The sequence below is a fragment of the Colwellia sp. BRX8-7 genome, from assembly GCF_014077275.1.
Taxonomy (GTDB): domain Bacteria; phylum Pseudomonadota; class Gammaproteobacteria; order Enterobacterales; family Alteromonadaceae; genus Colwellia_A.
Genome location: NZ_JACGVP010000013.1, coordinates 44,254 through 68,926 on the forward strand (window position 1 = coordinate 44,254; position 24,673 = coordinate 68,926).

Here is a 24,673-nt window from a genome sequence, read left to right on the forward strand (position 1 = left end):
TTTAATGAGCACAACAACCGTACGCATTGCCACACGTAAAAGTGCACTCGCTTTATGGCAAGCCGAATATGTAAAAGCACAATTAGAGCATTTCCACGCTGGCATTATTGTTGAACTTGTTCCCATGACCACCAAAGGCGATATTATTTTAGATACACCTTTAGCTAAAGTCGGTGGTAAAGGTTTATTTGTTAAAGAACTCGAAGTTGCCATGTTAGAAGACCGTGCTGATATCGCAGTTCATTCAATGAAAGATGTCCCCGTAGAATTTCCTGAAGGGCTAGGCTTAGAAGTGATTTGTCCTCGTGAAGACCCTCGTGATGCCTTTGTTTCTAATACCATTAACAGTTTAGCCGAACTGCCACAGGGTGCTGTTGTCGGTACCTCAAGTTTACGTCGTCAATGCCAAATTAAAGCCATACGCCCAGATTTAGACATTCGTGATTTGCGCGGTAACGTAAATACCCGTTTAAAAAAATTAGATAATGGCGAATATGATGCCATTATACTTGCCGCAGCGGGATTAATACGTTTGGCAATGCCTGAGCGAATTCAAGAGTTTATTGAACCTGAGGTCATGTTGCCAGCAAACGGACAAGGTGCTGTCGGAATTGAATGTAGAACGAACGATGAAACCCTTAAAGCTTTACTTGCGCCATTAGGTTGTGAAACTACCCGTATTCGAGTGTTAGCAGAACGAGCGATGAACCGCGCTTTAGAAGGTGGTTGCCAGGTCCCTATTGGAAGCTACGCTGTTATTCAAAACAATGGTCAAGTTTTTTTACGTGGTTTAGTGGGCGCAACTGACGGTAGTGAAATACTGACCAGTGAAATAACTGGTGATAGTAAAAATGCTGAACAACTAGGTAATACACTGGCTGATCAACTCCTTGAAAAAGGCGCTGATAGAATATTGCGTCAGGTTTATGCACAACAGTAACACACACGTTTTAATCACACGTCCTGAAAAAGTAGGACGTGCTTTAGCGCAACAGTTAAAAAGTATCGGCATTGACAGTCACTGCCAACCGTTCTTTGACTATCAATCATTTGCTTGTAAAATCACCACTAAAAAGCTCATCAAACAATATCCGCAAGCCATTGTTATTTTTGTCAGTGTCGCTGCGGTTGAGTTTGCTCATTGCGCTGTTGATTTTTCTCAATGGCAACAAAAACGCATTATTGCTATCGGTAGCGCAACACTAAACGCTTTAAAAGCAAAAGGGCTTAGTGCTGTTTCCCCTGAACTTCATACCAGCGAAGGTTTATTAACACTTAATATACTCGATGAAAAAACAATCAGTGGCGAAACCATTATTATTGTTCGTGGTGACGGTGGTCGAGAGCATATTGCCCAGCAACTCACCTTGCGAGGCGCCAAAGTTCACTATTTAGAAAGCTATAAAAAAGTCTGGCTTACCGTCACGCAAAAACAGGTTCAACAATGGCGAAATCAGCGAATAAATTGTATTGTCATAACCAGTAACGCTTTGCTAGAAAGCATAGTACACTTAATAAAGCATTCAGAGAGTTATTGGCAAACCACTTGTTTATGGATTGTTGCTAGTGAGCGCATTGCCGAACAAGCGAAACAACTAGGATTACTCAATATCATTAATGCTAACGGTGCTAATGATCAAGCCATGCTTAGTGCAATCACTTCATATGGAAAAAATAATGACTGATAAAAAGCTAAACGAGTCAAATACTTCAGAAAAAAAATCGACTGACGAAAAGTCAGAGCAAGGTTTTTCAACTTCTATTTCACTAGCGTCAGCGACAACAGCATCCTCGAGTGAAGAACAGAAGTCCCCAGAAAAAAATAAAGCCTCAGGTGTGGTTAACGAGAAAAAACCAGCCATTAAAACCTCGGAAAAAAAAGCTAAATCACCGGTGGCGAATGATACAAAGATGAATAAACAAAAATTATCTAAGACTGCCGTAGTTTCCTTAATCATAGCTTTAGCAGCAAGTGTTGGTGTCGGCGGTTTATATTACTGGGATATACAGCAACAAGCACAGAGCAAAGCAGAGTTTTTACAAAAAACTCAGCAAATTTTAGCCACTAGTGAGCAAAAAACCCAACAAAGTTTGGCCAGTAGTGAGCAAAAAGTTAAGCAGTTATTTGCTCAGCAACAAACCATGTTTTCACAGCGCTTAAACCGTGAGATTGCAACAATAACAACAGACAGCCAAGTTAAAATCGCTAAACTTGAAAAGACTGTTGAACGATTATCACAAAATCAACCCAGTGATTGGTTATTGCACGAAGCAGAGTACCTTATTCGTATTGCCACTCGCACGATGTGGCTAGAGCAAGATACAAGAGCAGCAATTGGCTTGTTACAAGATGCGGATATGCGTCTCAAAGAACTTAAAGATCCGCAGTTTTTACCTATTCGTCAATTAATTCGTCAAGACATCGCACAGTTAACATTAATACCTGTTGTAGACAACGAAGAAACCGTTATGACCTTAATGGCGATGAGTCATCAACTGGCAAACTTACCCTTGGCTATGGTTAAAATTCCAGATAATGACAACAAGAGCAGTGATTTCACATTATCTGAAAGCACCAATGATTGGCGAGAAAACCTCGCTAAAACATGGCAAAAAATTCTTGCAGATTTTATTACTGTCCGCAGAAGTAGTGGTAATGTAAAACCATTAATGTCGCCACAACATCAACAAAACCTTATTGAGAACCTTAGCTTAAAGTTACAATTAGCTCAGTGGGCAGTGACAGAGAAAAAACAGAAAATTTATAATCAAACCTTAAATGACATTCAACTATGGTTAACAGAATACTTTGATATGCAAAAAGTTGAAAATCAAAACTTTTATCAAGCTATTCAAAAACTAAAAAGTAAGATAATCACTTATGATTACCCCAGTACGCTTTTATCGCTAAAAGCGATGAGTAAAGTGCTAGCAGAAACGCCTTTAAAACCAACACTTGAACAATTAACGCCTCAAGTAATGCCTGATAAATTACCCGAGGGCAAAGAAAAAGCACTTAATGGCTCATCTCAAACACTACCTGAAGAAGTTGCACCACAAGAGTCAAAAGTGCAGCCTAACAGCACGAATGAGGCCTTATAATGAAAAAATTAATACTGTGGATATTAATATTTTTTGCTGCGGTTGCTATTAGCCCACTACTAATAAATGAAAAAGGTTATATCTTAATTGCGATGGGCGATTTAACCATAGAATCAACCGTAGTAATGGCATGTATTATGTTAACGCTATTATTTATCGCCTTAGGGTTATCGATGACACTTGTGCGTGGCAGTCTACGTTTGGGTTTTGGCGGCTGGAACAAAATTGCTTTTGCTAATCGCCGTCGAGGTTTAAGAGACTTTAATCGCGGCATTGCTGCTTTTATTCTTGAAGACAACCAACAAGCAGAGCATTTGTTTGCTAAAGCGGCTGAACCCTCAAGATTTACTCATACGTCTTATCTATTGGCTGCTGCTGCATCGTCGAAACAATCGCTGCGATCAAACACTAATCACTACTTAGCTTTATTAGCACAAGAAGACAATGGCGTTAAAGGCTCTGGTTTAGAATCAGTACTCGTGACGATTAAATTATTAATCTCTCAGGAAGACTTTGCACAGGCACGGAGTATTATTGATAAACATCACAAACAAATTGGTCATGATGCAAGGTTATTAAGCTTAGAGATCATCTTAAGCTTGCAAGAAAAACGTTTTGATTATGTAATAGAGCAACTTGTTTCAGCCCGTAAACAAAAAGCCATTACGAATGAAAAAATAGCACTATGGGAAGCAAGCGCTTTCTATGGTGCTTTTAATGAAACAATACGCAAAGAAAATAACGATTCATTGGCACAGCGGTGGCACAAACTTACTCGGAAATTAAAACATAATGAAGTTATTCTCTGGGCTTATTGTCAAGTATTAGCCGAGCACAAGATCACTGAACCACTCAATAAAATATTATTACCCGTGATTAAAAAAGGCGCAGACGATACTTTTTTAAAGAATATTCGCCAGCTACCTATTTCGGCGACTGATGAATTAATCAGTGCTGTTCAAAAACAGTTACATAATGATCCTCACAGCGGAAAATGGTTAAGTTGTTTAGCTAATTTAGCCGCAAAATCTCAACAACTGCCGATGGCAGAAAAAGCCTTTAATAGCCTGATTAATTTAGCAGGTACACAATATGATGTTATTGATCTACTGAACTTTTCTCAAGTATTAGAGCAGCAAGGCGAATATAAAAAAGCCAATCAAGTATTAAATAAAGCTTTAGGTCAAATTGGCAGCTTTAACAATAATACCTTAGTTATAAATAACGGAAACGAACAAAAATGAATTTAACAGTCGACTTTAAAAAACCTGAAATTGCCGGTGCTTTTGATTGGCAATTATGTCAAGAAATCAATGTAAAAAACGAGCAAGGCGATATTATTGCTAAAGCTGAAATTGAGCTAATCACCCTCAATAAACACCGTGATGCTGTTGGCTCTTATACTTTATTAGCCAACGAAGATACTGACTGGGAAATTCCACTTAACCTTTATTTTAAAGGCCAAAACCTTGAACAAGGCTTATGTGAACAATTAAGCATTACTGCTGAGACCAAAAAAGCTAAAACACATATTTTACTTGAAGCGATCAGTGTTCTGCCACAATATCGTAAACAAGCGATTGGGCAATACCTGCTTAAAGAAATTGTTAAACATCATCAAAAGGCTCAATCTATTACGGTCTTAAGCATGCCAATGCATCTCTTTGTTGATGCCGATGAATGTGAGGATGAAGGTATTAAAGCTTATTATCAAGCGGCTGATTTGCAAACTGAAAAAGTGGCGATAGATGATCTCACTCACTTTTTTACTAAAAGTGGCTTCGTTGAGTTTACCGTCGACGAAAGTTTACTGGCTGAGCCTTTACCCTATCAAATATTTGTTGCTAGCCCACAAAGTATATTAAAAGACTCAATCTAAAAATATTTTCAGCTTAAGCACATTATATCAAAAGCAAATAAAAGAGGCCTATTATGTTTAGCATTCACGGAGAATGGAAAATTGAAGTTCGTGGCAATGTTGTTGTGCAATGGTTTTCTGGCACTTGGAACGAAGAAGCTATTATTGCTTATGTTAAAGAGTTTCGTGCTAAAGCGAGCCCGCTTAAAGGTAGTCCTTGGGCTATTGTTTCTTCTTTTGAGGATTGGGAGTTAGGTGTTCCTGCAATTGATAAACATATTGAAGAACATTGCCAGTGGTTCAAGGACAATGGTTGCAGCAAAGATTGTCATATTTACACAAAGAGCGCAGCCAAAGAAATGCAATTAGAAAGGCTAATACCCCATACTGATGCGTCTTATGAACGGCAAGTGTTTACCAATGCTAAAGATGCATCAACTTGGTTAGCGAGTCATGGCTTTTTAATTGATGGTTTAAGTATCAATCGAATCGCGAATAAATAGCCACTTAATCTAGTCATTCATTATAAAAAATAAAATAGTCATCGGCACCTACGCCATGATGACTATCTTCACAAAGCCCTATTTAATAAATACTAACGTACTAAGCATTTATTAAATAAGGTTCTCTACCTTGATGTTTGTTGTTACGTTTGAATGAACCTTTACCTTTTTTAGCCTGCACAACTTGCAGTTTATAAACTTTCGATGTGACAAGAGCCGCGAAAAAATTATCTTTTATTTTCCCTCGTCCTAAGTCTGTTGCTAAAGTATTTTGCAATACTTGACCCTGTTTATTTTTACTCATTAATTTTACTCTTCAATAATAAAAGCCATCGGTATGATGGCTTTATCGGTCATTCATTTAAAAACTTTATCTAATATTAAATATAGGCAAAAGCATCAGCAAACATATGTTCAACTAAGGCTCCTTGCGCTAAAAAGTCGGTGCGAACTGCGCCTACCATATCAAAACGTCCGGCCAAATAAATATCATAATCGGCTAAATTTTTAATATCTTTCATCACAACGTGGTGAACCATGCCAACTTGACCTTGCCAATTGTCATCAGGGTTCTCTACCACCGGGTGAAAAGTACCATTTTCTAGACCTGCAATAATTTTAGCTGTTTTTTCTAGTTCATAACAAGCACTTTGATCACGCAACCCCCAATAAACAGTAATCTTTCGCGATGACCTTTGTGACGCTAACAATTCATACATAGATTTTATATAAGAAAACCCTGTACCACCCGCCAAAAGTAAAAGCGGACGTTCGCTTTCACTGCGCAGCTGCGCATTGCCTAGTGGCATTTCTACAGTAACTGTATTATTGGCTTTAATATGTTCAATAACTTGCATTGGGTAACTGTCAGCACCTGAAGCACCAATTTGTAGTTCAATTAATTCAGCATTGGGTGCACTGGCAATAGAGAAAGGACGTTTATCATCCTCACTCATCACAAAATTTAAGTATTGGCCGGCTTGAAAATCGATTTGCTCACTTGGCTTTAATAGCACTTTATAAACAAACTCTGTCAGAGATGTTAATGATTCTACCTGACACTTAATTTTATTCATTTATTTAAACCTTTCATTATTCAGATCCTAAAACATGTTCAGGATAACAGTTACTAATTCTTTTTATCAGTTGTTGGAAATATATTAAGTTCATCCCAAATATTATCAACATCTGTTTTAACTTCTTCGGTCATCACAATAGGTTCACCCCATTCGCGATTTGTTTCACCTGGCCATTTATTTGTTGCATCCATACCCATTTTTGAACCTAAACCAGACACAGGAGATGCAAAGTCTAAATAATCAATCGGTGTGTTTTCAATTAATACTGTATCTCGACTTGGATCCATCCGCGTGGTCATTGCCCAAATTACATCTTTCCAATCACGAGCATTAATATCATCATCACAAACAATAACGAACTTAGTATACATAAATTGACGTAGGAAAGACCAAACACCCATCATTACGCGTTTTGCATGTCCGGCATATTGCTTTTTAATAGTAACAATCGCCAAACGATATGAACATCCTTCGGGTGGTAAATAGAAATCCTGAATTTCAGGAAATTGTTTCTGTAAAATAGGCACAAACACTTCATTTAATGCCACACCTAAAATGGCGGGTTCATCCGGTGGACGGCCAGTATAAGTACTGTGATAAATGGGGTCTTTACGATGAGTAATATGGGTTACCGTCATCACAGGGAAGTTATCAACTTCATTATAGTAACCGGTGTGATCGCCGTATGGCCCTTCTGGAGCTACTTCAGCTGGGTCTAGATAACCTTCTAAAATAATCTCAGCCGTCGCCGGTACTTCTAAATCGTTACTAATACATTTTGCCACTTCTGTTTTAGCACCACGTAATAAGCCAGCAAAAGCGTACTCTGATAAAGTATCAGGAACAGGCGTTACCGCGCCTAAAATAGTGGCAGGATCTGCACCTAAAGCAACAGAAATAGGGTATTTTTCACCTGGATTGGTTTGCTTAAATTCTTGAAAATCTAATGCGCCACCACGATGTGATAACCAACGCATAATAATTTTATTTTTACTGATTAATTGCTGTCGATAAATACCTAAATTTTGACGTTCTTTATGGGGACCTCGTGTAACCGTTAACCCCCAAGTAATTAAAGGAGCAACATCACCTGGCCAACATTTTTGAATAGGTAGTTTATTTAAATCTACATCGGCACCCTCAATAATAACTTGCTGACACAACGGCTTTTTAATCATTTTTACCGGCATATTTAAGACTTGCTTATAAACCGGGATTTTACTTATCGCGTCACGAAAACCTTTAGGAGGTTCAGGCTCTTTTAACATGGCAAGTAATTTACCAACATCACGTAAAGCACGCACATCAGGTTGTCCCATAGCCAAGGCAACACGATCAGGCGTACCAAATAAATTAGTTAGTACTGGCATGCCATGTGGTACACCATTTTTGTCGACGGGGTTTTCAAATAATAACGCTGGCCCCTCAGCACGTAGCGTACGGTCACTGATTTCGGTCATCGTTAAATCTGTAGAAATAGGCTGGGAAATACGCTTGAGCTGGCCTATTTTTTCCAACTGTTTTATAAAGTCTCTTAAGTCACTATATTTCATAAATTTAAATCACTCATCCGCTTAATAGTTTGACAGTGTTTTAAGCAAAAACGCCAGCTGTTATTGCTAACACTGGCGTTTATGTACGGGATGTACGGTATGTCGCAATCACACGGATGTGAATAAGCGACCAATAAACTATTTACGTTTCATAGAATCAAAAAATTCGTTATTCGTTTTAGTCATTGCTAGTTTGTCGATGAGGAATTCAATTGCACCAACTTCGTCCATTTCATGAACAATTTTACGTAAAATCCACATTTTCTGTAATTCTGCAGGTTTAGTGATCAATTCTTCACGACGAGTACCACTACGATTAATATTAATCGCTGGGAAAACACGCTTTTCAGACACTTTACGAGAAAGGTGTAATTCCATGTTACCGGTACCTTTAAACTCTTCGTAAATAACTTCGTCCATTTTAGAGCCGGTTTCTACTAGAGCTGTCGCGATAATCGTTAAACTACCACCGTGCTCAATATTACGCGCGGCACCAAAAAAGCGTTTTGGACGGTGTAAAGCATTGGCGTCAACACCACCGGTAAGAATTTTACCTGATGATGGAATAACCGTATTATAAGCTCGAGCTAAACGTGTAATTGAATCAAGTAGAATAACAACATCTTTTTTATGTTCAACTAAACGCTTAGCCTTTTCAATAACCATTTCAGCTACTTGTACATGGCGGTTTGCTGGTTCATCGAACGTTGATGCAATGACTTCGCCTTTTACCAAGCGCTGCATCTCTGTCACTTCTTCCGGACGTTCATCGATAAGCAATACCATTAACTCGGCATCAGGATGGTTATGAGCAATACTTTGCGCAATGTTTTGTAGTAATAATGTTTTACCCGCTTTTGGTGGAGCAACAATTAAACCACGTTGCCCTTTACCAATTGGAGAAGCCAAATCTAAAACACGTGCGGTAATATCTTCAGTTGAACCATTACCACGTTCCATGATTAAACGTTCATCAGGATGGATTGGGGTTAAATTTTCAAAGAGTATTTTGTTGCGAACATTTTCTGGCTTGTCGAAATTAACTTCTGCTACTTTTAATAACGCGAAATAACGTTCACCTTTTTTAGGTGGACGAATTTTTCCGTGAATAGTATCACCCGTTCGCATACTGAAACGGCGAATTTGACTCGGTGAAACATAAATATCATCAGGTCCTGCTAAATATGAGGAATCTGAAGAACGCAAAAAACCAAAGCCGTCTTGTAAAATTTCTAGAACACCGCCACCAAAAATATCATTATCGTTTTCGGCATGGGCATTTAATATAGCAAAAATTATGTCTTGTTTACGATTGCGGCCTAAATTATCAAGCTTCATAGATGCGGCAAGCTCGACAAGTTCGCTTATTGGTTTTTCTTTAAGTTCGATCAGGTTCATAGTGGGGTTCTTTAACTATTTATATTGAAGTGAGTTTGCCTGTTGGCATCATTGAAATTGGAGTTTGGTTTGAAATGTGGTTCATTAGAAAGCTAAATTTAGCACTAAAATTTAATCAGGTAAAGGATCAAAATTTGATCTATGGCTTTCTTCTTTAATTAATAAGCTAATATATACAAAAAAGGCTCGTAAATACGAACCTTTTTTTGAAAACTTATAAATTATTATCAATAAACTCTTTTAATTGAGTTTTAGATAAAGCGCCAACCTTAGTATCAGCGACTGCGCCATCTTTAAATAACAATAACGTAGGAATACCACGAATACCGTATTTAGGTGGAGTAATTGAGTTTTGATCGATATTTAATTTACCAACAGTTACTTGACCTGCATATTCTTCTGCAATGTCATTTAATAAAGGTGCGATCATTTTACAAGGACCACACCATTCAGCCCAAAAATCGACTAATATAAGGCCTGAGGCGGTAATTACGTCAGTATCAAAACTGTCGTCTGTTAACTGAACAATTCTATCGCTCATTTCTATCTCCGTTAAATGGTGGCATTTTGCCAATTGGTGGGGATTATAACGCCATCATTATGAATTACCAACTTTGATCTTATAACTGTTGGCTATTTCTAACATTAATTGAGTATTTATGAATACATTTACTCGATACCGTTTTTTATTAACTATATAACCTGTTAAGCTGTGCGCATGAATAAAACACACTTAACTGAAACTAAGTTCTCAGAACTTAACCTCGACACTAAAGTTGTCGCAGGTCTTGACGCTATGGGCTTTGAGTATTGCACTTCAATTCAAGAGCAATCTTTACCCATTTTATTGAAAGGTACTGATATTGCAGGCCAAGCACAAACAGGCGAAGGTAAAACAATCGCCTTTTTAGCTGCAACCTTTCATCACTTATTACAAAAACCAGATCCAAAGCATAATCAACCTCGTGCCTTAATCATGGCACCAACACGTGAATTAGCCGTACAAATTCACCGTGATGCTAAAGAAATGGCAAAAAGCACTGGCTTACGCTTAGGCGTAGTTTATGGTGGTGAAGGCTATGAAAGCCAACGCTTAGAGCTTGAAGCTGGTGTAGATATTCTTATTGGTACCTGTGGTCGTTTGCTCGATTATATGAAACAAGGTATTTATAACCTAAACAATATCGAAGTTGTTGTGCTTGATGAAGCCGATCGTATGTTTGATCTAGGCTTCATTAAAGATATCAGATATATGTTTAATCGTATGCCTGCCGCCACAGCACGTTTAAGCATGTTATTTTCAGCAACCTTATCTTTTCGTGTAAAAGAACTTGCATTTGAACACATGAATGAGCCAGAAAGTGTTGAAATCGCGCCAGAACAAAAAACAAACACTCGAATTTCTGAAGAATTATTTTATCCTTCTAACGAAGATAAAATGGCTTTGTTACAAACATTAATTGAAGAAGAATGGCCTGAAAAAGCGATCATCTTTGCCAATACTAAGCATGTTTGTGAAAAAGTTTATTCACATTTAGAAATTGATAACATCCGCGTTGGTTTATTAACTGGCGATGTACCTCAGAAGAAACGTTTAAAGATTCTTGAGCAATTTAGTGCCGGTGAACTAGATATCTTAGTTGCCACTGATGTAGCCGCACGCGGTTTACATATTCCTAGCGTAAGTCATGTATTTAATTATGATTTACCAGATGATTGTGAAGATTATGTACATCGTATAGGCCGTACTGGCCGTGCTGGTGCAACAGGTCATGCAATTAGTTTCGCATGTGAAGGCTATGTTTTTAACTTACCTCCTATCGAAACCTATATTGAACATGCCTTACCGGTAAGTAAATATAATCAAGATGCATTATTAACTGATTTTCCTACTCCTAAGCCTCGTCCTCGTCGCCATAAGCCTCAAAATGGTGGACAAAATCGTGGCAGAACGGGTGGCAACAACCAGCGCCGCCACTAAACGACTATGATGATCACCCATACTGAGATTTCCACACCTCTTTATGCGGTGATCGATTTAGGTTCAAACAGCTTTCATATGTTGATCACCCGACAGCTAGCTAATAGCGTTCAGGTGGTTGATAAAGTTAAACGTAAAGTTCGTTTAGCCTCTGGTTTAAATTCAGACAACCAACTAAGCCAAGCCGCGATTGCTCGAGGCCTTGAATGTTTAAGCTTTTTCGCTGAACGGCTGCAAGATATTCCTCAAAAAAACGTCCGTATTGTCGCGACAGCAACCCTGCGTCTTGCTAAAAATCGTGAAGAGTTTTTAACACAAGCTAATAAAATTTTGGGACAAAAAATAAAGCTACTCAGTGGTAAACAAGAAGCCAAAAATATTTATTTAGGGGTAGCACATACCAGTTGTGGTGCTAAACAACGCTTTGTTATTGATATTGGCGGCGCAAGTACTGAGCTTATTTTAGGTGATGGTTTTGTAACTAAGCAAGTCGAAAGCTTAGATATTGGCTGTGTCACTTTTAATAGCCGTTATTTCTCGGATAATAAATTAACGGCTGAAAATTTTGCTCTTGCTATAGCTGCAGCAAAAAAAGTAATATTTCCTTTGGTTGAGCGTTTTAAAGAAACGGGTTGGAAGTTAGTGTTAAGTGGCTCTGGCACCATGCAAGCCCTGACCGAAATGCAACAATTTAACCATAAGAGTACTGGTGTTAATCTGCTTTTCTTACAGACTATTCAACAACAGTTAATACAATGTAAAACGATCAGTGAAATTAAGATTGCTGGGCTTAGCCAGGAAAGATCGCCCGTTATAGCCAGTGGCGTCGCTATTTTAATTGCCATCATTGAAAGCTTCAACATTGAGAACATTCAGTTATCAAGTGGTGCTTTACGTGAAGGTTTACTTTACAGCATGCTGCCTAAAAGGGTAGATATGAGTATCCGTCAGAGTACGATTAATTCTCTCACTGAAAAATTTCATATTGATAATCAACATTCCGCACGAATTCAAAGACAAGCGACAAGTTTATTTCACACCTATAAGGAAACTTGGTCATTAGATGAAGAAAACAGCTTAGCATTATTGAATGCTGCCTGTGAATTACATGAAATTGGTTTGTTATTAGAATTTAAGCAGCATCAGCAGCATGGTGCCTACATATTGCAAAATGCTGATTTACCTGGCTTTAATCAAATTGAACGACAATTACTAGTCACCTTAGTCCGGTTACACAAAGGTAATATTGATGTCGATTTACTAGAAAAACAAACGGCAGTAAATTTTCAGCAAGCAAGCTACCTGTTAGTTATTTTACGTTTAGCCATCATTTTATGTCGACGCCGTAAAGATGATGCTTTGCCCGATTATCAAACCGCTATTATTAAAAGTATGGGTGATGATATTATCAATTTATGTTTACCAACGACTTGGCTTGCTGCACACCCACTTATCGCTGACGAACTGCTCCAAGAAAGTGCCCATTTAACACCGCTTCATTTATCACTTAACATCCTTTGTGAGACTCAAGAAGCCCTTAAATAACCATTCATTTATCGTTTGACATCTACTCTAGAAAACTCAATAACACACTTAAACATCAATATTTAATGATCATTAGCTATTGGTTTTAGACGCCCAAAGATTGGTAAAAATAACAATACTGCCACCAATCACCATCATGAGCGTTATTTGTTCACCTAAAAGAAAATACGCGGCTATAGAACCGTAGATAGGCTCTAAACTTACCGCGATACTTGCTGTTTGCGCTTTAACCACCTTTAGAGAATGATTAAATAATGTATGAGCAACTGCCGTGAAAAGAACACCTAAAATAATTAATACCGACAACTGTTGGTAAGATATGGTGATCGGATATAAAAACATTAAGGGTAATAAACATACCGTGGCACAAGCGTTTTGATAGAAGGCCACTTTTTTAGCCGATGTTTTGGCAACAAACTTTCGATTTAACAGTGTTAACAAAGCAAAACTCATTGCCGATGTCATTCCCCATATAACACCATCGATATCCCCTGCACTTAAATGGTCAAGTGGTAGAATAAATAAGATACCAACAACCGTGAGTAAAGCCTGCAATAACGCCTTATAATGGAATTTTTCTTTAAACAACATCGGTTCGAGGAAACTAACAAAAACAGGGAAAGTTGCAAAAGTGATCAAGCCAATTGCGACACTTGATACCTGAATAGCATAAAAGAAACTGCCCCAATGAAAAGCTAAAACCAAACCAGTAAAAGCAAGTGGCAATAGTAGTGACTTTTCAACTTTTAGAGACTGCTTTCTTATCAGTAAAACAAAAAGCGCAATAGTTGCCGCGGCAAAAGCAGCACGACCAAAAACAATATGGCTGGCTGGCATATTTAGCCACTTAGCAAAAAGACCCGATATAGCGAAAAGTAACACCGCACTATGCAGTGAAAATAATGACTGTTTGTGACTGGGCATTCATGCTCGATTTAGTAAAATTAAACAAGCCATTCTACCAGCTAAAATAGCTCAGCTAATAGAATAAGTCGTTTGCCTATATATTTTTACTATCTACTTATAGCATTGCAAATTAAGATTTTTACAATAAGCCCCTTAAGATCGGGGGTTCACATTATTGTTCTTTTAACCAGTAAGCCACTTTTTTAGCAAAGTAAGTTAAAATACCATCGGCACCCGCACGTTTAAAAGCGAGCAAACCTTCCATAACACAGGGTTTTTCAGCTAACCAGCCATTTTGAATGGCTGCCATGTGCATTGCATATTCGCCACTCACCTGATAAGCATATGTTGGCACTTGAAAGGTATCTTTAACTCGGCGCACAATATCTAAATAAGGCATACCCGGTTTTACCATGACCATATCTGCACCTTCGGCGATGTCTTGAGCAACTTCATGTAATGCTTCATCACTGTTTGCTGGGTCCATTTGATATGAGAATTTATTACCGCCTTTAATGTTACTTGCAGAGCCAACAGCATCACGAAAAGGACCATAATAATTAGAAGCATATTTTGCCGAATAAGCTAAAATTCGCGTGTTTACAAAACCATGTTTTTCTAATTCTTGACGAATTGCCCCAACACGACCATCCATCATATCTGAAGGGGCAACCACATCGGCACCCGCTTGAGCATGAGACAACGCCTGCTTAACTAAAATTTCTTTGGTAATGTCATTTAATACGTAACCCTCATCTTTACCCTTTATGCCAAGAATGCCATCTTGTCCATGGGTCGTAAAAGGGTCAAGAGCAACATCGGTTATTACCCCTAATTCAGGAAACTTTGCTTTTAATGCACGAACAGTACGTTGAGCTAACCCTTCAGGGTTATAGGCTTCTTCAGCCATTAATGACTTTTTATTTGCTGGAGTGACAGGAAATATAGCAATGGCAGGAATACCTAAATCAACCAGTTCTTGCGCTTCTTCTAATAATAAATCAATACTTTTACGTTCAACGCCAGGCATAGAAGCTATAGCTTCGCGTTGATTTTCACCATCAAGAACAAAGACCGGGTAAATTAAATCATTAACGGTTAATTGATTTTCTGACATTAAACGACGCGAAAAATCATCACGGCGCATGCGGCGCATTCTGCGGGCAGGAAATTGCCCAAAAGCGTTACTCATAAAATTTTCCTATATAAATAAAGTTGATAAGTTAGCGGTTAACTATCGCTAGCTTTGACAACGTCTTGTTGTCTCACTTGATTGCGGCCATTATGTTTTGCTTGATATAAGGCTTGATCTGCTGCGGCAAAGAGATGCTCGGCTTGAACATCTTTTTGTTGTAAATAAGTACTAACACCACAGCTAATGGTTAGACTTATGATAGTGTTATTGTAGCTAACCTGACAGCTAGCAATACTTTCCCTTAATTCTTCAGCCAGTGCTAATGCCCCTTGGCTATCGGTTTCAGGCAAAATTAAACAAAATTCTTCACCGCCATAACGACAACTGATGTCTGCACTTCTTCGCAAGCAACTTTTAATGCAAGCAGCAACTACGATTAAACATTCATCACCGGCTAAGTGACCATAAGTATCATTCACTTTTTTAAAATGATCGATGTCAAGAATCACTAAGCTCAAGGGCGTTAAGTTACGGCGACTACGTCGATATTCAGCGAGTATTTTTTGATCATAAAACCTCCGGTTATACAAACCGGTAAGGTCGTCTAACGTATTCTTTTCTTCTAACTCTTTATTAACTTCTTCGAGTTCTTGCAAAGCAATATTGAGCTCTAAAGTACGCTCTTGTACTTTACTTTCAAGCTCATCGTTATCTTGAACTTCATTTTCAATGTGCTGATCTGCTGCATTGCTAGCAAGAGAGTTTTTAGTGTTTTTTTCTTGTGAAAAGACTAAAAACGCCATAAAGAGAGCCATAATTAATAACAGTAAGGTCAGCGATGAAAATTGCACAACTAACTGAATTATCGATAAAATCACCACTAATATTGCAACAATAAAAAGGTAAGAAGTTGACCGATTAAAGAGTGAGATCATTAACGCTCACCTAAGTTGAAAACTTTTCGCGCATTTTCACTGGTGGCATTAATAATGTCGTCGCTATGGCATTGGTACAAATGGGCGAGCTTTTCTATGACGTAAGGTAAATAGCTTGGTTCATTGCGACTGCTTTTGGGTTTAGGCTTAATGCTTCTAGGTGTTAAATATGGCGCATCTGTTTCAATCATTAACCTATCTAATGGGATTGATGGAATAAGCGCTTGTAATGGTTCTCCACGACGTTCGTCACACACCCATCCGGTAATACCAATATACATACCAGCTGACAAGCATTGATTTAACTCATTCTCATTACCGGTAAAGCAATGAGAAACCATAGCGGGCACAGCGGTTAAGTAAGGAGATAGTAATTGAAACCAGACAGGGAAAGCATCCCGTTGATGTAAAAAAAGTGGTAATTGAAGTTCTGCAGCTAATGATATTTGTTCAGCAAACACTTTTTCTTGTTGCTTTGGCGTAGAAAAATTACGGTTAAAATCTAAACCACATTCACCAATTGCTTTTACCGCTTTATTTTTAGCTAATAATCGAATGTCATCTAAATAGTTATCACTGACATTATCGGCATCATGGGGATGTATACCCGCTGTGGTATAAAGATAATCAGGATATTGTGCAGATAATTGTAAAGCTTTATGACTTTCAGAGATATTAGTTCCGGTAACCAACATAGCCCTGATACCAGCAGATTTAGCCCGCGCGATTAATTCATCACGGTCTTTATCAAAACGAGTATTTGTTAAATTAACGCCAATATCGATCATTAGCTATCCAGTTTCATCAAACTAAGCTTCTTCAGATTCGTTTTTTTTCTGGTAAATAGACGCTATAAAAACGCCTAATTCAAATAATAATAGCATGGGTACGGCCAATAATGTTTGTGAAATAATATCAGGCGGTGTTAACAACATGCCAACCACAAACGCACCAACAACAACATAGGGTCTTTTTGCACGCAAACTGTCGGGATCGGTAAAGCCGGTCCAACACAGTAAAATAATAACAATGGGTATTTCAAAAACAATCCCAAAGGCAAAGAATAATTTTAGAACAAAATCTAAATAACTGGTAATGTCGGTGGCAATATTTACCCCTTCAGGAGCTACAGAAGTAAAAAAAGCAAAAATTATTGGGAAAACCACATAATAGACAAAAGCAATACCACCATAAAATAGCAAGGTGCTGCCGAACATCAGTGGAATAACTAAGCGTTTTTCATTCTTGTATAAGCCAGGCGCAACAAAGGCCCAAATTTGATAAAGAATAAAGGGCATGGCAATAAAAATAGAAAGTACCATGGTTAATTTAAAAGGAGCAAAGAAAGAAGAGGCAACATCGGTTGCGATCATTTGTCCCCCTTCAGGTAAGGTTTCCATTAAGGGTTTGGAAACATATTCATAAATTTCATTAGCGAAATAGAATAAGCCTAAAAAGACAACCAAAACGCCCACCACAACGTTCAACAATCGGCTGCGTAATTCGAGTAAATGATCAAATAAAGTATAACTACTTGCTGGAGATGGATTCATGGTGTTACTTTTTATTTTCTTGTGAAGATGAAAGGTTAGCAGTGACTGCTGCTTCTTCAGTCACCTTATCATTTTTTTCAATATTTTCTGAGACAATACTTTGTGAGTCAACTTTTTCAGGCTCTTTATCGAGTTGATAAGGACGATTGACCATCTCAGCAGCTTCTTGTAATGTTTTTAATGATTCAGCAATCTCAGGTGATAGATTTTTCATATCCGCTTGTTCAGCTTTTTTCAAATTAGCATGTAATTCTTGTATGCGTAATTCTTCGGTAAGCTCGGTTTTTACACTATCACTAAATTTACGAACACCACTTATCCAACCGCGCACCGTTCTAATAGCAACAGGTAAACGTTCTGGACCTAAAACGATCATACCTATTATCGCAATCAGCGACAGCTCCCAAAAGCCAATATCAAACATCGCTTACGCCTGATCTTTTTCTTTTGTTTTTACTTTATCTTCGGTGTCGGTAGTAACAGACTTATCAGCAATATTTTCTGCACTTTCTTCTTCCTTTTTAGCGTTACTATCTGTCATAGCATTTTTAAAACCTTTAACCGCAGAGCCTAAATCGCCACCTAGATTACGTAATTTTTTTGTGCCAAATAACAACACTATAATAACCGCAACAATTAATAATTGCCAAATACCCATATTTCCCATGATAAACCCCTATTATTTAGAATGGATTCATTATAAAGTTTTAAAATGAAAAATCATCCTTTGATAGACAAAATAATGCGATAGGACAAACTTTGCAGAAAAAGCACCTTATTTATCTGAGTTGCTTGTTGATGATCAGCATTACCTTCACTACTTTTCAGAGTAATGCTAGACAAGATCAAAACATGGACAGTGACACTGAAAAGCAAATAGCAAAACCTATCAAACATCCACAAAGGCATGTTGTACCCACACTTGTGCCCGATGACTGGGGTCAAGACGTACACGACACCATCGCTAATTCCGTTTATCAATCGGCGACTTGGTTCGATAGTTTTTTTACTGATATTGATAGCCAACAAATTGAACCCAAAGCAACAGCCAAAATACGTTTTGGCTGGATACCCAAAGCACGTCATTTGGCGGAGCTTGACTCTCGTTTTCGATTAAAAGTAAAGTTACCGCACTTTAAAGATAAGATGAGCTTGATTCTTTCCGATGAAGATGACGTTGAAGACGGCCAGTTACCCCTCGATGGTATTGGTACTCGCCCAGAAATAAATGAAGAAAGCTTTGCCGTGGCCTTACGTTATGTGGTTAAAAAGAAGAGCGATAGCTTAGTCGATACTCGATTAGGAATTTCAGGCGGTGATATTTTTGTAAAAATACGTAAGCGCAAGTTGTATACCTTCAATGAAAAGCATGGTTTTAAAGTTGAACCTTCAACCTATTACTTTTTAGGCGACGGTCTTGGAGCCAAGTTATTTCTTGAATATAATTATCAATATAATGAAAAATCACAATATAGGATCAATTATACTATTCGCGGCTCTGAATCATTTAGTGGCATTCGATGGAAACACGGCTTTTATCAATTAAATCAATTAGATTCAACAACGGCCTCCGTTGTTGGTTTGCAAGTTGAAGGTGAGCGTAATGGTCAATATGGTTTTTTTACCGACAAATATACGCTGAGTTATCGTTATCGATTCAATGCACTAGAAAAATGGTTGTTTTTTGAAGTAGAACCATTTTTAGAGTGGTCAAAAGAGGATAACTACACCACCACACCTGGAATTGCGCTACGCATAGAAGGTTTTTTTAGTAAAATATAATTGATTGTTAACGAAAAATTAGGCGCTAACTTTAACTACAACCTCACTTTTGGTTATTATTCGTGGCATTTTTATCGGTCGACTAATATGAAAGCCCTGACCAAATTCACAACCGGCGTTCTGTAACTTTTTCAACATTTCCTCTGACTCGATTCCTTCAGCGACTAAATGGTAGCCAAAGTTACTGCCCAAATCATGCAAAGCCTTAACTAACGATAAATTTTTATTATTAGTATTTAGCGTACGAACAAAACTTCTGTCTAATTTGATAAATTCAAACGGGTAGTTGTGTAAGAAATTTAATGACGATGAACCCGCGCCGTAATCATCTAGAGCGAGTTTAACCCCAAATTCTTTTAATCGACGTAAGTTCTTCAGGGCTAATTCACTTTGTTGAGCAAATGCAGATTCATTAAATTCAAGAATTAAACGATGAGGCTCTATACCTGCGTCTTTAATTTGCTTGATCAACTTATTGAGCTGATTCGCTTGAACTAAGTGACGTCCCGATAAATTAATACCAATAAAAGCATTAAAATACTCGGTATTTTGTTGCCAGCTTTTTAATTGTTGACTAACTTCTTTAATAACCCAAGCTTCGATGTCTAATATCATGCCGGTTTCTTCGGCCATATATAAAAATTCACTTGGCGTTAGTAAGCCTTTAGTTGGATGCTGCCAACGTAATAAAGCTTCAAAACCAATGGTATTCGTTAACGTTAAGTTGGATATCTGCTGATAATGCAGTTCAAATTGACTCTTGGTAATGGCAACGCGTAATTCTTGCTCTAAAGTCATACTTGCCATAAGTTGTTCTCGCATGCTTTCATCAAAAAAGACATAACGACCACGACCTAAGTTTTTCGCTTGGTACATAGCGGCATCAGCATCACGTAAAATTTCATGAGAATCCTTATAATGACTGCTACATTGCGCAATACCTATACTGGCATTCGAGTAAAGTGTATGACCACCTAAACTGAAGGGTTTGGCAACAGCGGTAATAATGCGTGAGGCCACTTCTTCAATATCATCTTGACATTGTAGTGAATCAAGCAAAATAACAAATTCATCACCCCCTAAACGCGCTAAAATATCATTATCTCTGACACAGTCTTGTAATCTGAGTGCTATCTCAATAAGAAACTCATCTCCAGCATGGTGTCCCAATGTATCGTTAATCATTTTAAAACGATCTAAATCGATAAATAACACGGCAAAGCGTTGATCGGGATGACGCTTCAAATGTCGTAATGAGTAGCTCAATCGGTCTGAAAACATCGCTCTATTGGGCAGTTTTGTTAGGCCGTCATGGTGTGCTTCATAGTAAAGTTGCGCTTCTGCTTTTCGTCTCTCATCAATTTGCATACGCAAATTTAAATTACTCGCTTGTAGCTCTTGGGTACGTTGATTAACCGTATTTTCTAATTTTTCATGGTGTTTTTTTATTTCTGCTTGCGAACGCTTACGTAAAATAGCGGTATCAACGTGCTGGCTAATAAAGCGTATCAAGGTTAGGTCACTCTGTTGATAGGCTTGCGAATCTTGGTAATGCTGAATAGCTAAAATGCCGAATATCTTGCCATCTTCCATCAATGGTGCAGCAAGCCATGCTTGTGGCATTTTATTTTTAGGATAATCTATCGTCAGCGGTTCACTCGTTATTTCACCTTGCTCAGATAAATAAAAGACTTCACCTTCGGTGATCAATGTCGGTGCAACAGCATTTATCGCTAATTCTGTCAGACCAAAACCTAACATTCGAGGCAGAGGTGTATGCACTTTTTCATCGTCATAATAGGGGAAAGTCACGATAGAGTTATCTTTGTTATCACCCGTATCTAACAGAGCAATATATAAGTTCTTTGCTGGTAATAGAGTATTAATTTCTTGATGGATAGCTCGATAGAAGCAATCAATATCTTGTGAATTAGCCGTAATTTCTGAAATTGATAATAAGGCTTTATGCATTTTCACCGCTTTCTTACGCTCAGCAATTTCAACTTGTAACTGCTTATTCATTTCGGTTAGTGTTTCAGTACGCAGTAAAATACTTTCTTCTAATAATTCACGACTACGTACACGATCAATAGCGGTCACTAAATGCAAGGCAATAAATTCAAGCAACTGACAATCATATTCATCAAAGTAAAGTTTATCATCGTAACTTTGTAATGCCAGAACACCAATAACCTGATTCCCACGTCTAAGCGGAACACCAAGCCAATCAACACAGGATGAACCATAAAGAAAAATATCGCCTGATTTTGCTAATGCGAAACGCTCTTTAGCAGAGCAATGCATCGGCTTTTCATTTTCAAAAACCATACCTGTTAAGCATTTTCGCCAATCAGCAACTTTTAAATGATCATGTAAACGAATTTCTTCGGGGTTGTGACAATGAGCAAGCTCAAGATTATTTTTTGAATTGATCAGGGTGATGTGAAAACTATCGGTAATTAATAATGTTTTAATCACCGTTTTAAGCTCAGCATAAAAGGCTGCCATATCGGTAACTGTGCTTGCCAATTCAGACAACTGCAACAAACCCGACTGCATGGTTTTAACCTGCCGATACTTTTTAAGTAGAGACTTTAATTTGGGAAGCTGACGTAATGCCAGAATGTCTTCCTTTGCCTTTAATTCCGTCAAGGCGATTCCATAGTTAGTTATTAGTATTATTTTTAAGCGGTTAGTCTACCAAATTAATATCACTTGGCTAGTACCTTATTTGAATTGATAAGATCAATACAGTATATGTCTATTTTTTGTACACTATAATTGACGAGTTGCGCACGTTTACCAAAAAGGGACAAAAGACCGTTAATGATTAACATAAGCAAGCTAGTATCAGTGCTCAAAAGAGAAAGTCTACAAAAAGCAGACATAAAAAAACCGACGTAAATCGGTTTTTTTGTTGGTACAGACATGATCCAATAACTAAGCAGCCATTGAGCCTTTAAGTTTATTAAGGGCATTTTTTTCTAACTGTCTGACACGCTCTGCAGAAATATGATACTTGTTAGCTAAATCTTGTAACGTCGTTTTATCTTCAGTTAACCAACGGGTTCTTATAATATCTTGGCTGCGTTCATCAAGAATGACCAAGGCATTAGATAAACGCTTATTAGCATGAGAAGAGTGATCTTCATCTTCAATCTGAACAGCGAGATCTGACTGATGATCTTCAAGATATAAGGCTGGAGAGTAACCTCCACCAGCAGAATTATCAACATCGTCAGACGACAGTTCAAAAGCCTGATCTTGATTACTCATTCTAGATTCCATCTCTAAAACATCTTTAGGCGTAACACCTAGAGTCTCTGCAACATTATTAATTTCGTCGTTACTGAACCAACCTAAACGTTTTTTGTTTTTACGAAGGTTAAAAAACAATTTACGTTGTGCCTTGGTTGTTGCCACTTTAACAATACGCCAATTACGTAACACAAACTCATGAATCTCAGCTTTTATCCAATGAACAGCAAACGACACTAAGCGTACACCCACTTCCGGGTTAAAACGCTTAACAGCTTTCATTAAACCAACGTTACCTTCTTGAATTAAATCAGCTTGAGGTAAACCATAACCTGCATAACCTTTTGCTACATGAATAACAAAACGTAAATGCGACATAATAAGCTCTTGTGCCGCTTGTAAATCATTTTCTGAATATAAACGAGTGGCGAGTTCATTCTCACGCTGTGCAGTAAGCATAGGAATGCCATAAGCAGACTGCATGTAAGATTCAATACTACCGCTACGTGGAACTGTTAGCGCCATTGATTGTATCGGTTTACTCATTTTAAAAACCCCTCTTTATCGCTCTTTAATAACTCTTAAATAATTTTAACTTTCTAGCTCGCTATAATAGCATACATCGACCGTGTAGGCGAGCAACGCATCACACATTACCTTACAACACAAGACGAAACAACTCAGTCAAGTAGATTTATCTGTTTTTTTTGTGTACATTTGTTAACATAAAAGTATCAGAAAACACTTTAAACTTACAAAACAATAACTTAGCTTTTGTATCAAGATGTAATTTAACAAGGATGTGGCTATTACTTTATGTATTTAAGTAACTTATAAATGAATTTTAGAGGGTCATAATTTGTACTCATATGTTGCTCGTCAACCCATCTTAGATATTAAACAAAATGTTGTTGCCTATGAATTGCTTTTTCGTGATGGTAAAAGTAACAGTTTTCCTGATATTGATCCTAATCAAGCAACATCTAACATACTAACTAATAACCATTTAAGCTTAGGCATAGAACAAGTCACTGGTGATCTACCCGCATATATTAACTTTCATGCTGATACCTTGATTTTTCACTTCCCAAGCTTCCTTGATCCCAAAAACGTGGTATTAGAAATTTTAGAAGACGTTCCGGTAACCCCTGAGCTATTAGCTGCTTGCCAGTCACTTCATGAGAAGGGTTATAAATTAGCCTTAGACGATTTTGACTTTGATGAAAAGTGGGCTCCATTTTACCCTATCATAGACATTATCAAAATTGATGTCCTACAGTTTTCTATTCTAGAAATTAGCAAGCTGGTCAGAAAAATTGCTGGGCTAAACGTAACACTATTAGCTGAAAAAGTAGAAACTTCACAACAATTTGAACGATTAAAAATGCTGGGATTTACACTTTTTCAAGGTTATTTTTTTGCAAAGCCAGAAATGCTAAAACAGCGAAAAATCACCACGGCAAAACAAAATATCCTCGAACTGATCAGCCAAGCAAGCCAAGTAGAGTTAAACATTAACAAAATCAGTGAAATTTTTGCCGTTGATCCCGGCTTAACTTATAAATTACTGCGTTTTATCAATAGTCCTACCTATGGTAGTAGCCAGGAAATAACCTCGTTAAAACATGCTCTTGCTTATATCGGACAAGTTGAACTGAAAAAATTTATCGCGTTGCTTGCACTGTCAGATTTAAGCTCAGATAAAAATCCAGAAATTATGCGTCTTTCTTTGGCACGAGCTAAGTTTTGTGAAAAAATAGCCCTTTGCCGTTTTGAAAGTGAAAATCCGCCTAAAGCTTTTCTCACCGGTATATTATCGTTAATCGATGGTATTTTAGATCATGAATTAGAATATGTATTAGGTGTATTACCTATTCATCAAGGCATAAAATCGGCATTAAGAAGCGAGCAGTGTGACCTTGGAGATTACTTGTCATTAGTAAAAAACATTGAACAAGGCTTATGGGCAGAGGGTGAAGAAATTGCCAAGAGAATTACTTTAGAGAGTGAACTTTGTTTTCAAGCTTATAAAGACTCACTGTCATGGGCAGACGAAATGATCGCCTGTGGAACTTAAATCGACAT

General features: G+C 37.7%; 24 protein-coding genes. 10 read left to right on the forward strand and 14 right to left on the reverse strand.

All coding sequences use genetic code 11. The annotated features are described in order from the left end of the window. Positions 1-4: 4 nt before the first annotated feature. From hemC to H4J57_RS13580, 6 genes are read left to right on the forward strand one after another with little or no spacing between them, the layout of a single operon-like run. A complete protein-coding gene (hemC, locus tag H4J57_RS13555) occupies positions 5-940 on the forward strand; it encodes a hydroxymethylbilane synthase (protein ID WP_182217138.1) in 936 nt (311 codons plus the stop codon). Beyond that, entirely contained in the window at positions 927-1,685 is a 759-nt protein-coding gene (locus H4J57_RS13560; protein ID WP_182217140.1) for a uroporphyrinogen-III synthase, read from the forward strand. Before hemC ends, H4J57_RS13560 begins: the two co-directional genes overlap by 14 nt. Further along, positions 1,678-3,102 carry a uroporphyrinogen-III C-methyltransferase gene (locus H4J57_RS13565; protein WP_182217142.1) on the forward strand — a complete coding sequence of 475 codons (1,425 nt, stop codon included), beginning with the start codon at positions 1,678-1,680 and terminating at the stop codon, positions 3,100-3,102. The genes H4J57_RS13560 and H4J57_RS13565 overlap by 8 nt, the downstream gene beginning before the upstream one ends. Then, positions 3,102-4,346 carry a heme biosynthesis HemY N-terminal domain-containing protein gene (locus tag H4J57_RS13570; RefSeq protein WP_182243313.1) on the forward strand — a complete coding sequence of 415 codons (1,245 nt, stop codon included), beginning with the start codon at positions 3,102-3,104 and terminating at the stop codon, positions 4,344-4,346. Before H4J57_RS13565 ends, H4J57_RS13570 begins: the two co-directional genes overlap by 1 nt. Then, entirely contained in the window at positions 4,343-4,981 is a 639-nt protein-coding gene (locus tag H4J57_RS13575; RefSeq protein WP_182217145.1) for a hypothetical protein, read from the forward strand. Before H4J57_RS13570 ends, H4J57_RS13575 begins: the two co-directional genes overlap by 4 nt. Before the next feature lie 53 nt (positions 4,982-5,034). Beyond that, complete coding sequence (locus tag H4J57_RS13580; protein WP_182217170.1) at positions 5,035-5,463, forward strand: hypothetical protein; 429 nt, start codon at positions 5,035-5,037, stop codon at positions 5,461-5,463. 100 nt (positions 5,464-5,563) lie between these two features. Here the strand turns inward: H4J57_RS13580 and arfA are convergent, their stop codons facing one another. The 5 genes from arfA to trxA all read right to left on the reverse strand — a co-directional run bounded on the left by arfA (position 5,564) and on the right by trxA (position 10,034). Then, the gene (arfA, locus tag H4J57_RS13585; RefSeq protein ID WP_182217147.1) at positions 5,564-5,767 is read right to left on the reverse strand and encodes an alternative ribosome rescue factor ArfA; all 204 of its coding nucleotides are present in this window, start codon (positions 5,765-5,767) and stop codon (positions 5,564-5,566) included. Positions 5,768-5,843: 76 nt separating this feature from the next. Next, positions 5,844-6,539, reverse strand: coding sequence for an NAD(P)H-flavin reductase (fre, locus tag H4J57_RS13590; protein ID WP_070375347.1), 696 nt, complete (start codon positions 6,537-6,539; stop codon positions 5,844-5,846). Positions 6,540-6,592: 53 nt separating this feature from the next. Beyond that, positions 6,593-8,095: a 4-hydroxy-3-polyprenylbenzoate decarboxylase gene (gene ubiD / locus H4J57_RS13595; protein ID WP_070375346.1), complete on the reverse strand. Its 1,503-nt coding sequence runs from the start codon at positions 8,093-8,095 to the stop codon at positions 6,593-6,595. A 138-nt stretch (positions 8,096-8,233) separates the two neighbouring features. Then, entirely contained in the window at positions 8,234-9,493 is a 1,260-nt protein-coding gene (gene rho / locus H4J57_RS13600) for a transcription termination factor Rho (RefSeq protein ID WP_070375345.1), read from the reverse strand. Positions 9,494-9,707: 214 nt separating this feature from the next. Continuing rightward, positions 9,708-10,034, reverse strand: a complete 327-nt coding sequence (gene trxA, locus H4J57_RS13605; RefSeq protein WP_070375344.1) for a thioredoxin TrxA — start codon at positions 10,032-10,034, stop codon at positions 9,708-9,710. A gap of 177 nt (positions 10,035-10,211) precedes the next feature. Between trxA and rhlB the strand changes: the two genes are divergently transcribed. Both rhlB and H4J57_RS13615 read left to right on the forward strand, forming a co-directional pair. Continuing rightward, positions 10,212-11,474 (forward strand): ATP-dependent RNA helicase RhlB, encoded by a 1,263-nt coding sequence (gene rhlB, locus H4J57_RS13610; protein WP_070375343.1) that lies wholly within the window; start codon positions 10,212-10,214, stop codon positions 11,472-11,474. 6 nt (positions 11,475-11,480) lie between these two features. Further along, a complete protein-coding gene (locus H4J57_RS13615; protein ID WP_182243315.1) occupies positions 11,481-13,019 on the forward strand; it encodes a guanosine-5'-triphosphate,3'-diphosphate pyrophosphatase in 1,539 nt (512 codons plus the stop codon). A gap of 72 nt (positions 13,020-13,091) precedes the next feature. Here H4J57_RS13615 and H4J57_RS13620 read toward each other — a convergent pair whose 3' ends face one another. The 7 genes from H4J57_RS13620 to tatA all read right to left on the reverse strand — a co-directional run bounded on the left by H4J57_RS13620 (position 13,092) and on the right by tatA (position 18,215). Next, the gene (locus tag H4J57_RS13620; protein ID WP_182217150.1) at positions 13,092-13,943 is read right to left on the reverse strand and encodes a DMT family transporter; all 852 of its coding nucleotides are present in this window, start codon (positions 13,941-13,943) and stop codon (positions 13,092-13,094) included. Positions 13,944-14,097: 154 nt separating this feature from the next. Then, on the reverse strand, positions 14,098-15,117 hold the full coding sequence (gene hemB / locus H4J57_RS13625; protein ID WP_070375340.1) for a porphobilinogen synthase: 1,020 nt from the start codon (positions 15,115-15,117) through the stop codon (positions 14,098-14,100). A 38-nt stretch (positions 15,118-15,155) separates the two neighbouring features. Beyond that, a complete protein-coding gene (locus H4J57_RS13630; protein WP_182217152.1) occupies positions 15,156-15,995 on the reverse strand; it encodes a GGDEF domain-containing protein in 840 nt (279 codons plus the stop codon). Beyond that, entirely contained in the window at positions 15,995-16,783 is a 789-nt protein-coding gene (locus H4J57_RS13635; protein ID WP_182217154.1) for a TatD family hydrolase, read from the reverse strand. Before H4J57_RS13635 ends, H4J57_RS13630 begins: the two co-directional genes overlap by 1 nt. A gap of 21 nt (positions 16,784-16,804) precedes the next feature. Continuing rightward, complete coding sequence (tatC, locus tag H4J57_RS13640; RefSeq protein WP_182217156.1) at positions 16,805-17,548, reverse strand: twin-arginine translocase subunit TatC; 744 nt, start codon at positions 17,546-17,548, stop codon at positions 16,805-16,807. A 4-nt stretch (positions 17,549-17,552) separates the two neighbouring features. Continuing rightward, positions 17,553-17,972, reverse strand: a complete 420-nt coding sequence (tatB, locus tag H4J57_RS13645; RefSeq protein WP_182217157.1) for a Sec-independent protein translocase protein TatB — start codon at positions 17,970-17,972, stop codon at positions 17,553-17,555. Between the two features lie 3 nt (positions 17,973-17,975). Beyond that, a complete protein-coding gene (gene tatA, locus H4J57_RS13650) occupies positions 17,976-18,215 on the reverse strand; it encodes a Sec-independent protein translocase subunit TatA (RefSeq protein WP_070375334.1) in 240 nt (79 codons plus the stop codon). A gap of 92 nt (positions 18,216-18,307) precedes the next feature. On the opposite strand from tatA, the gene H4J57_RS13655 reads away from it, so the two are divergent. After that, on the forward strand, positions 18,308-19,330 hold the full coding sequence (locus H4J57_RS13655; RefSeq protein WP_182243317.1) for a hypothetical protein: 1,023 nt from the start codon (positions 18,308-18,310) through the stop codon (positions 19,328-19,330). Positions 19,331-19,348: 18 nt separating this feature from the next. Here the strand turns inward: H4J57_RS13655 and H4J57_RS13660 are convergent, their stop codons facing one another. Continuing rightward, positions 19,349-21,982 (reverse strand): EAL domain-containing protein, encoded by a 2,634-nt coding sequence (locus tag H4J57_RS13660; protein WP_182217160.1) that lies wholly within the window; start codon positions 21,980-21,982, stop codon positions 19,349-19,351. Positions 21,983-22,270: 288 nt separating this feature from the next. Next, positions 22,271-23,134, reverse strand: coding sequence for an RNA polymerase sigma factor RpoH (rpoH, locus tag H4J57_RS13665; protein ID WP_182243319.1), 864 nt, complete (start codon positions 23,132-23,134; stop codon positions 22,271-22,273). 313 nt (positions 23,135-23,447) lie between these two features. Here rpoH and H4J57_RS13670 point away from each other — a divergent pair, with 313 nt between their 5' ends. Beyond that, positions 23,448-24,665, forward strand: coding sequence for an EAL and HDOD domain-containing protein (locus H4J57_RS13670; protein ID WP_259364687.1), 1,218 nt, complete (start codon positions 23,448-23,450; stop codon positions 24,663-24,665). Positions 24,666-24,673 lie beyond the last annotated feature (8 nt).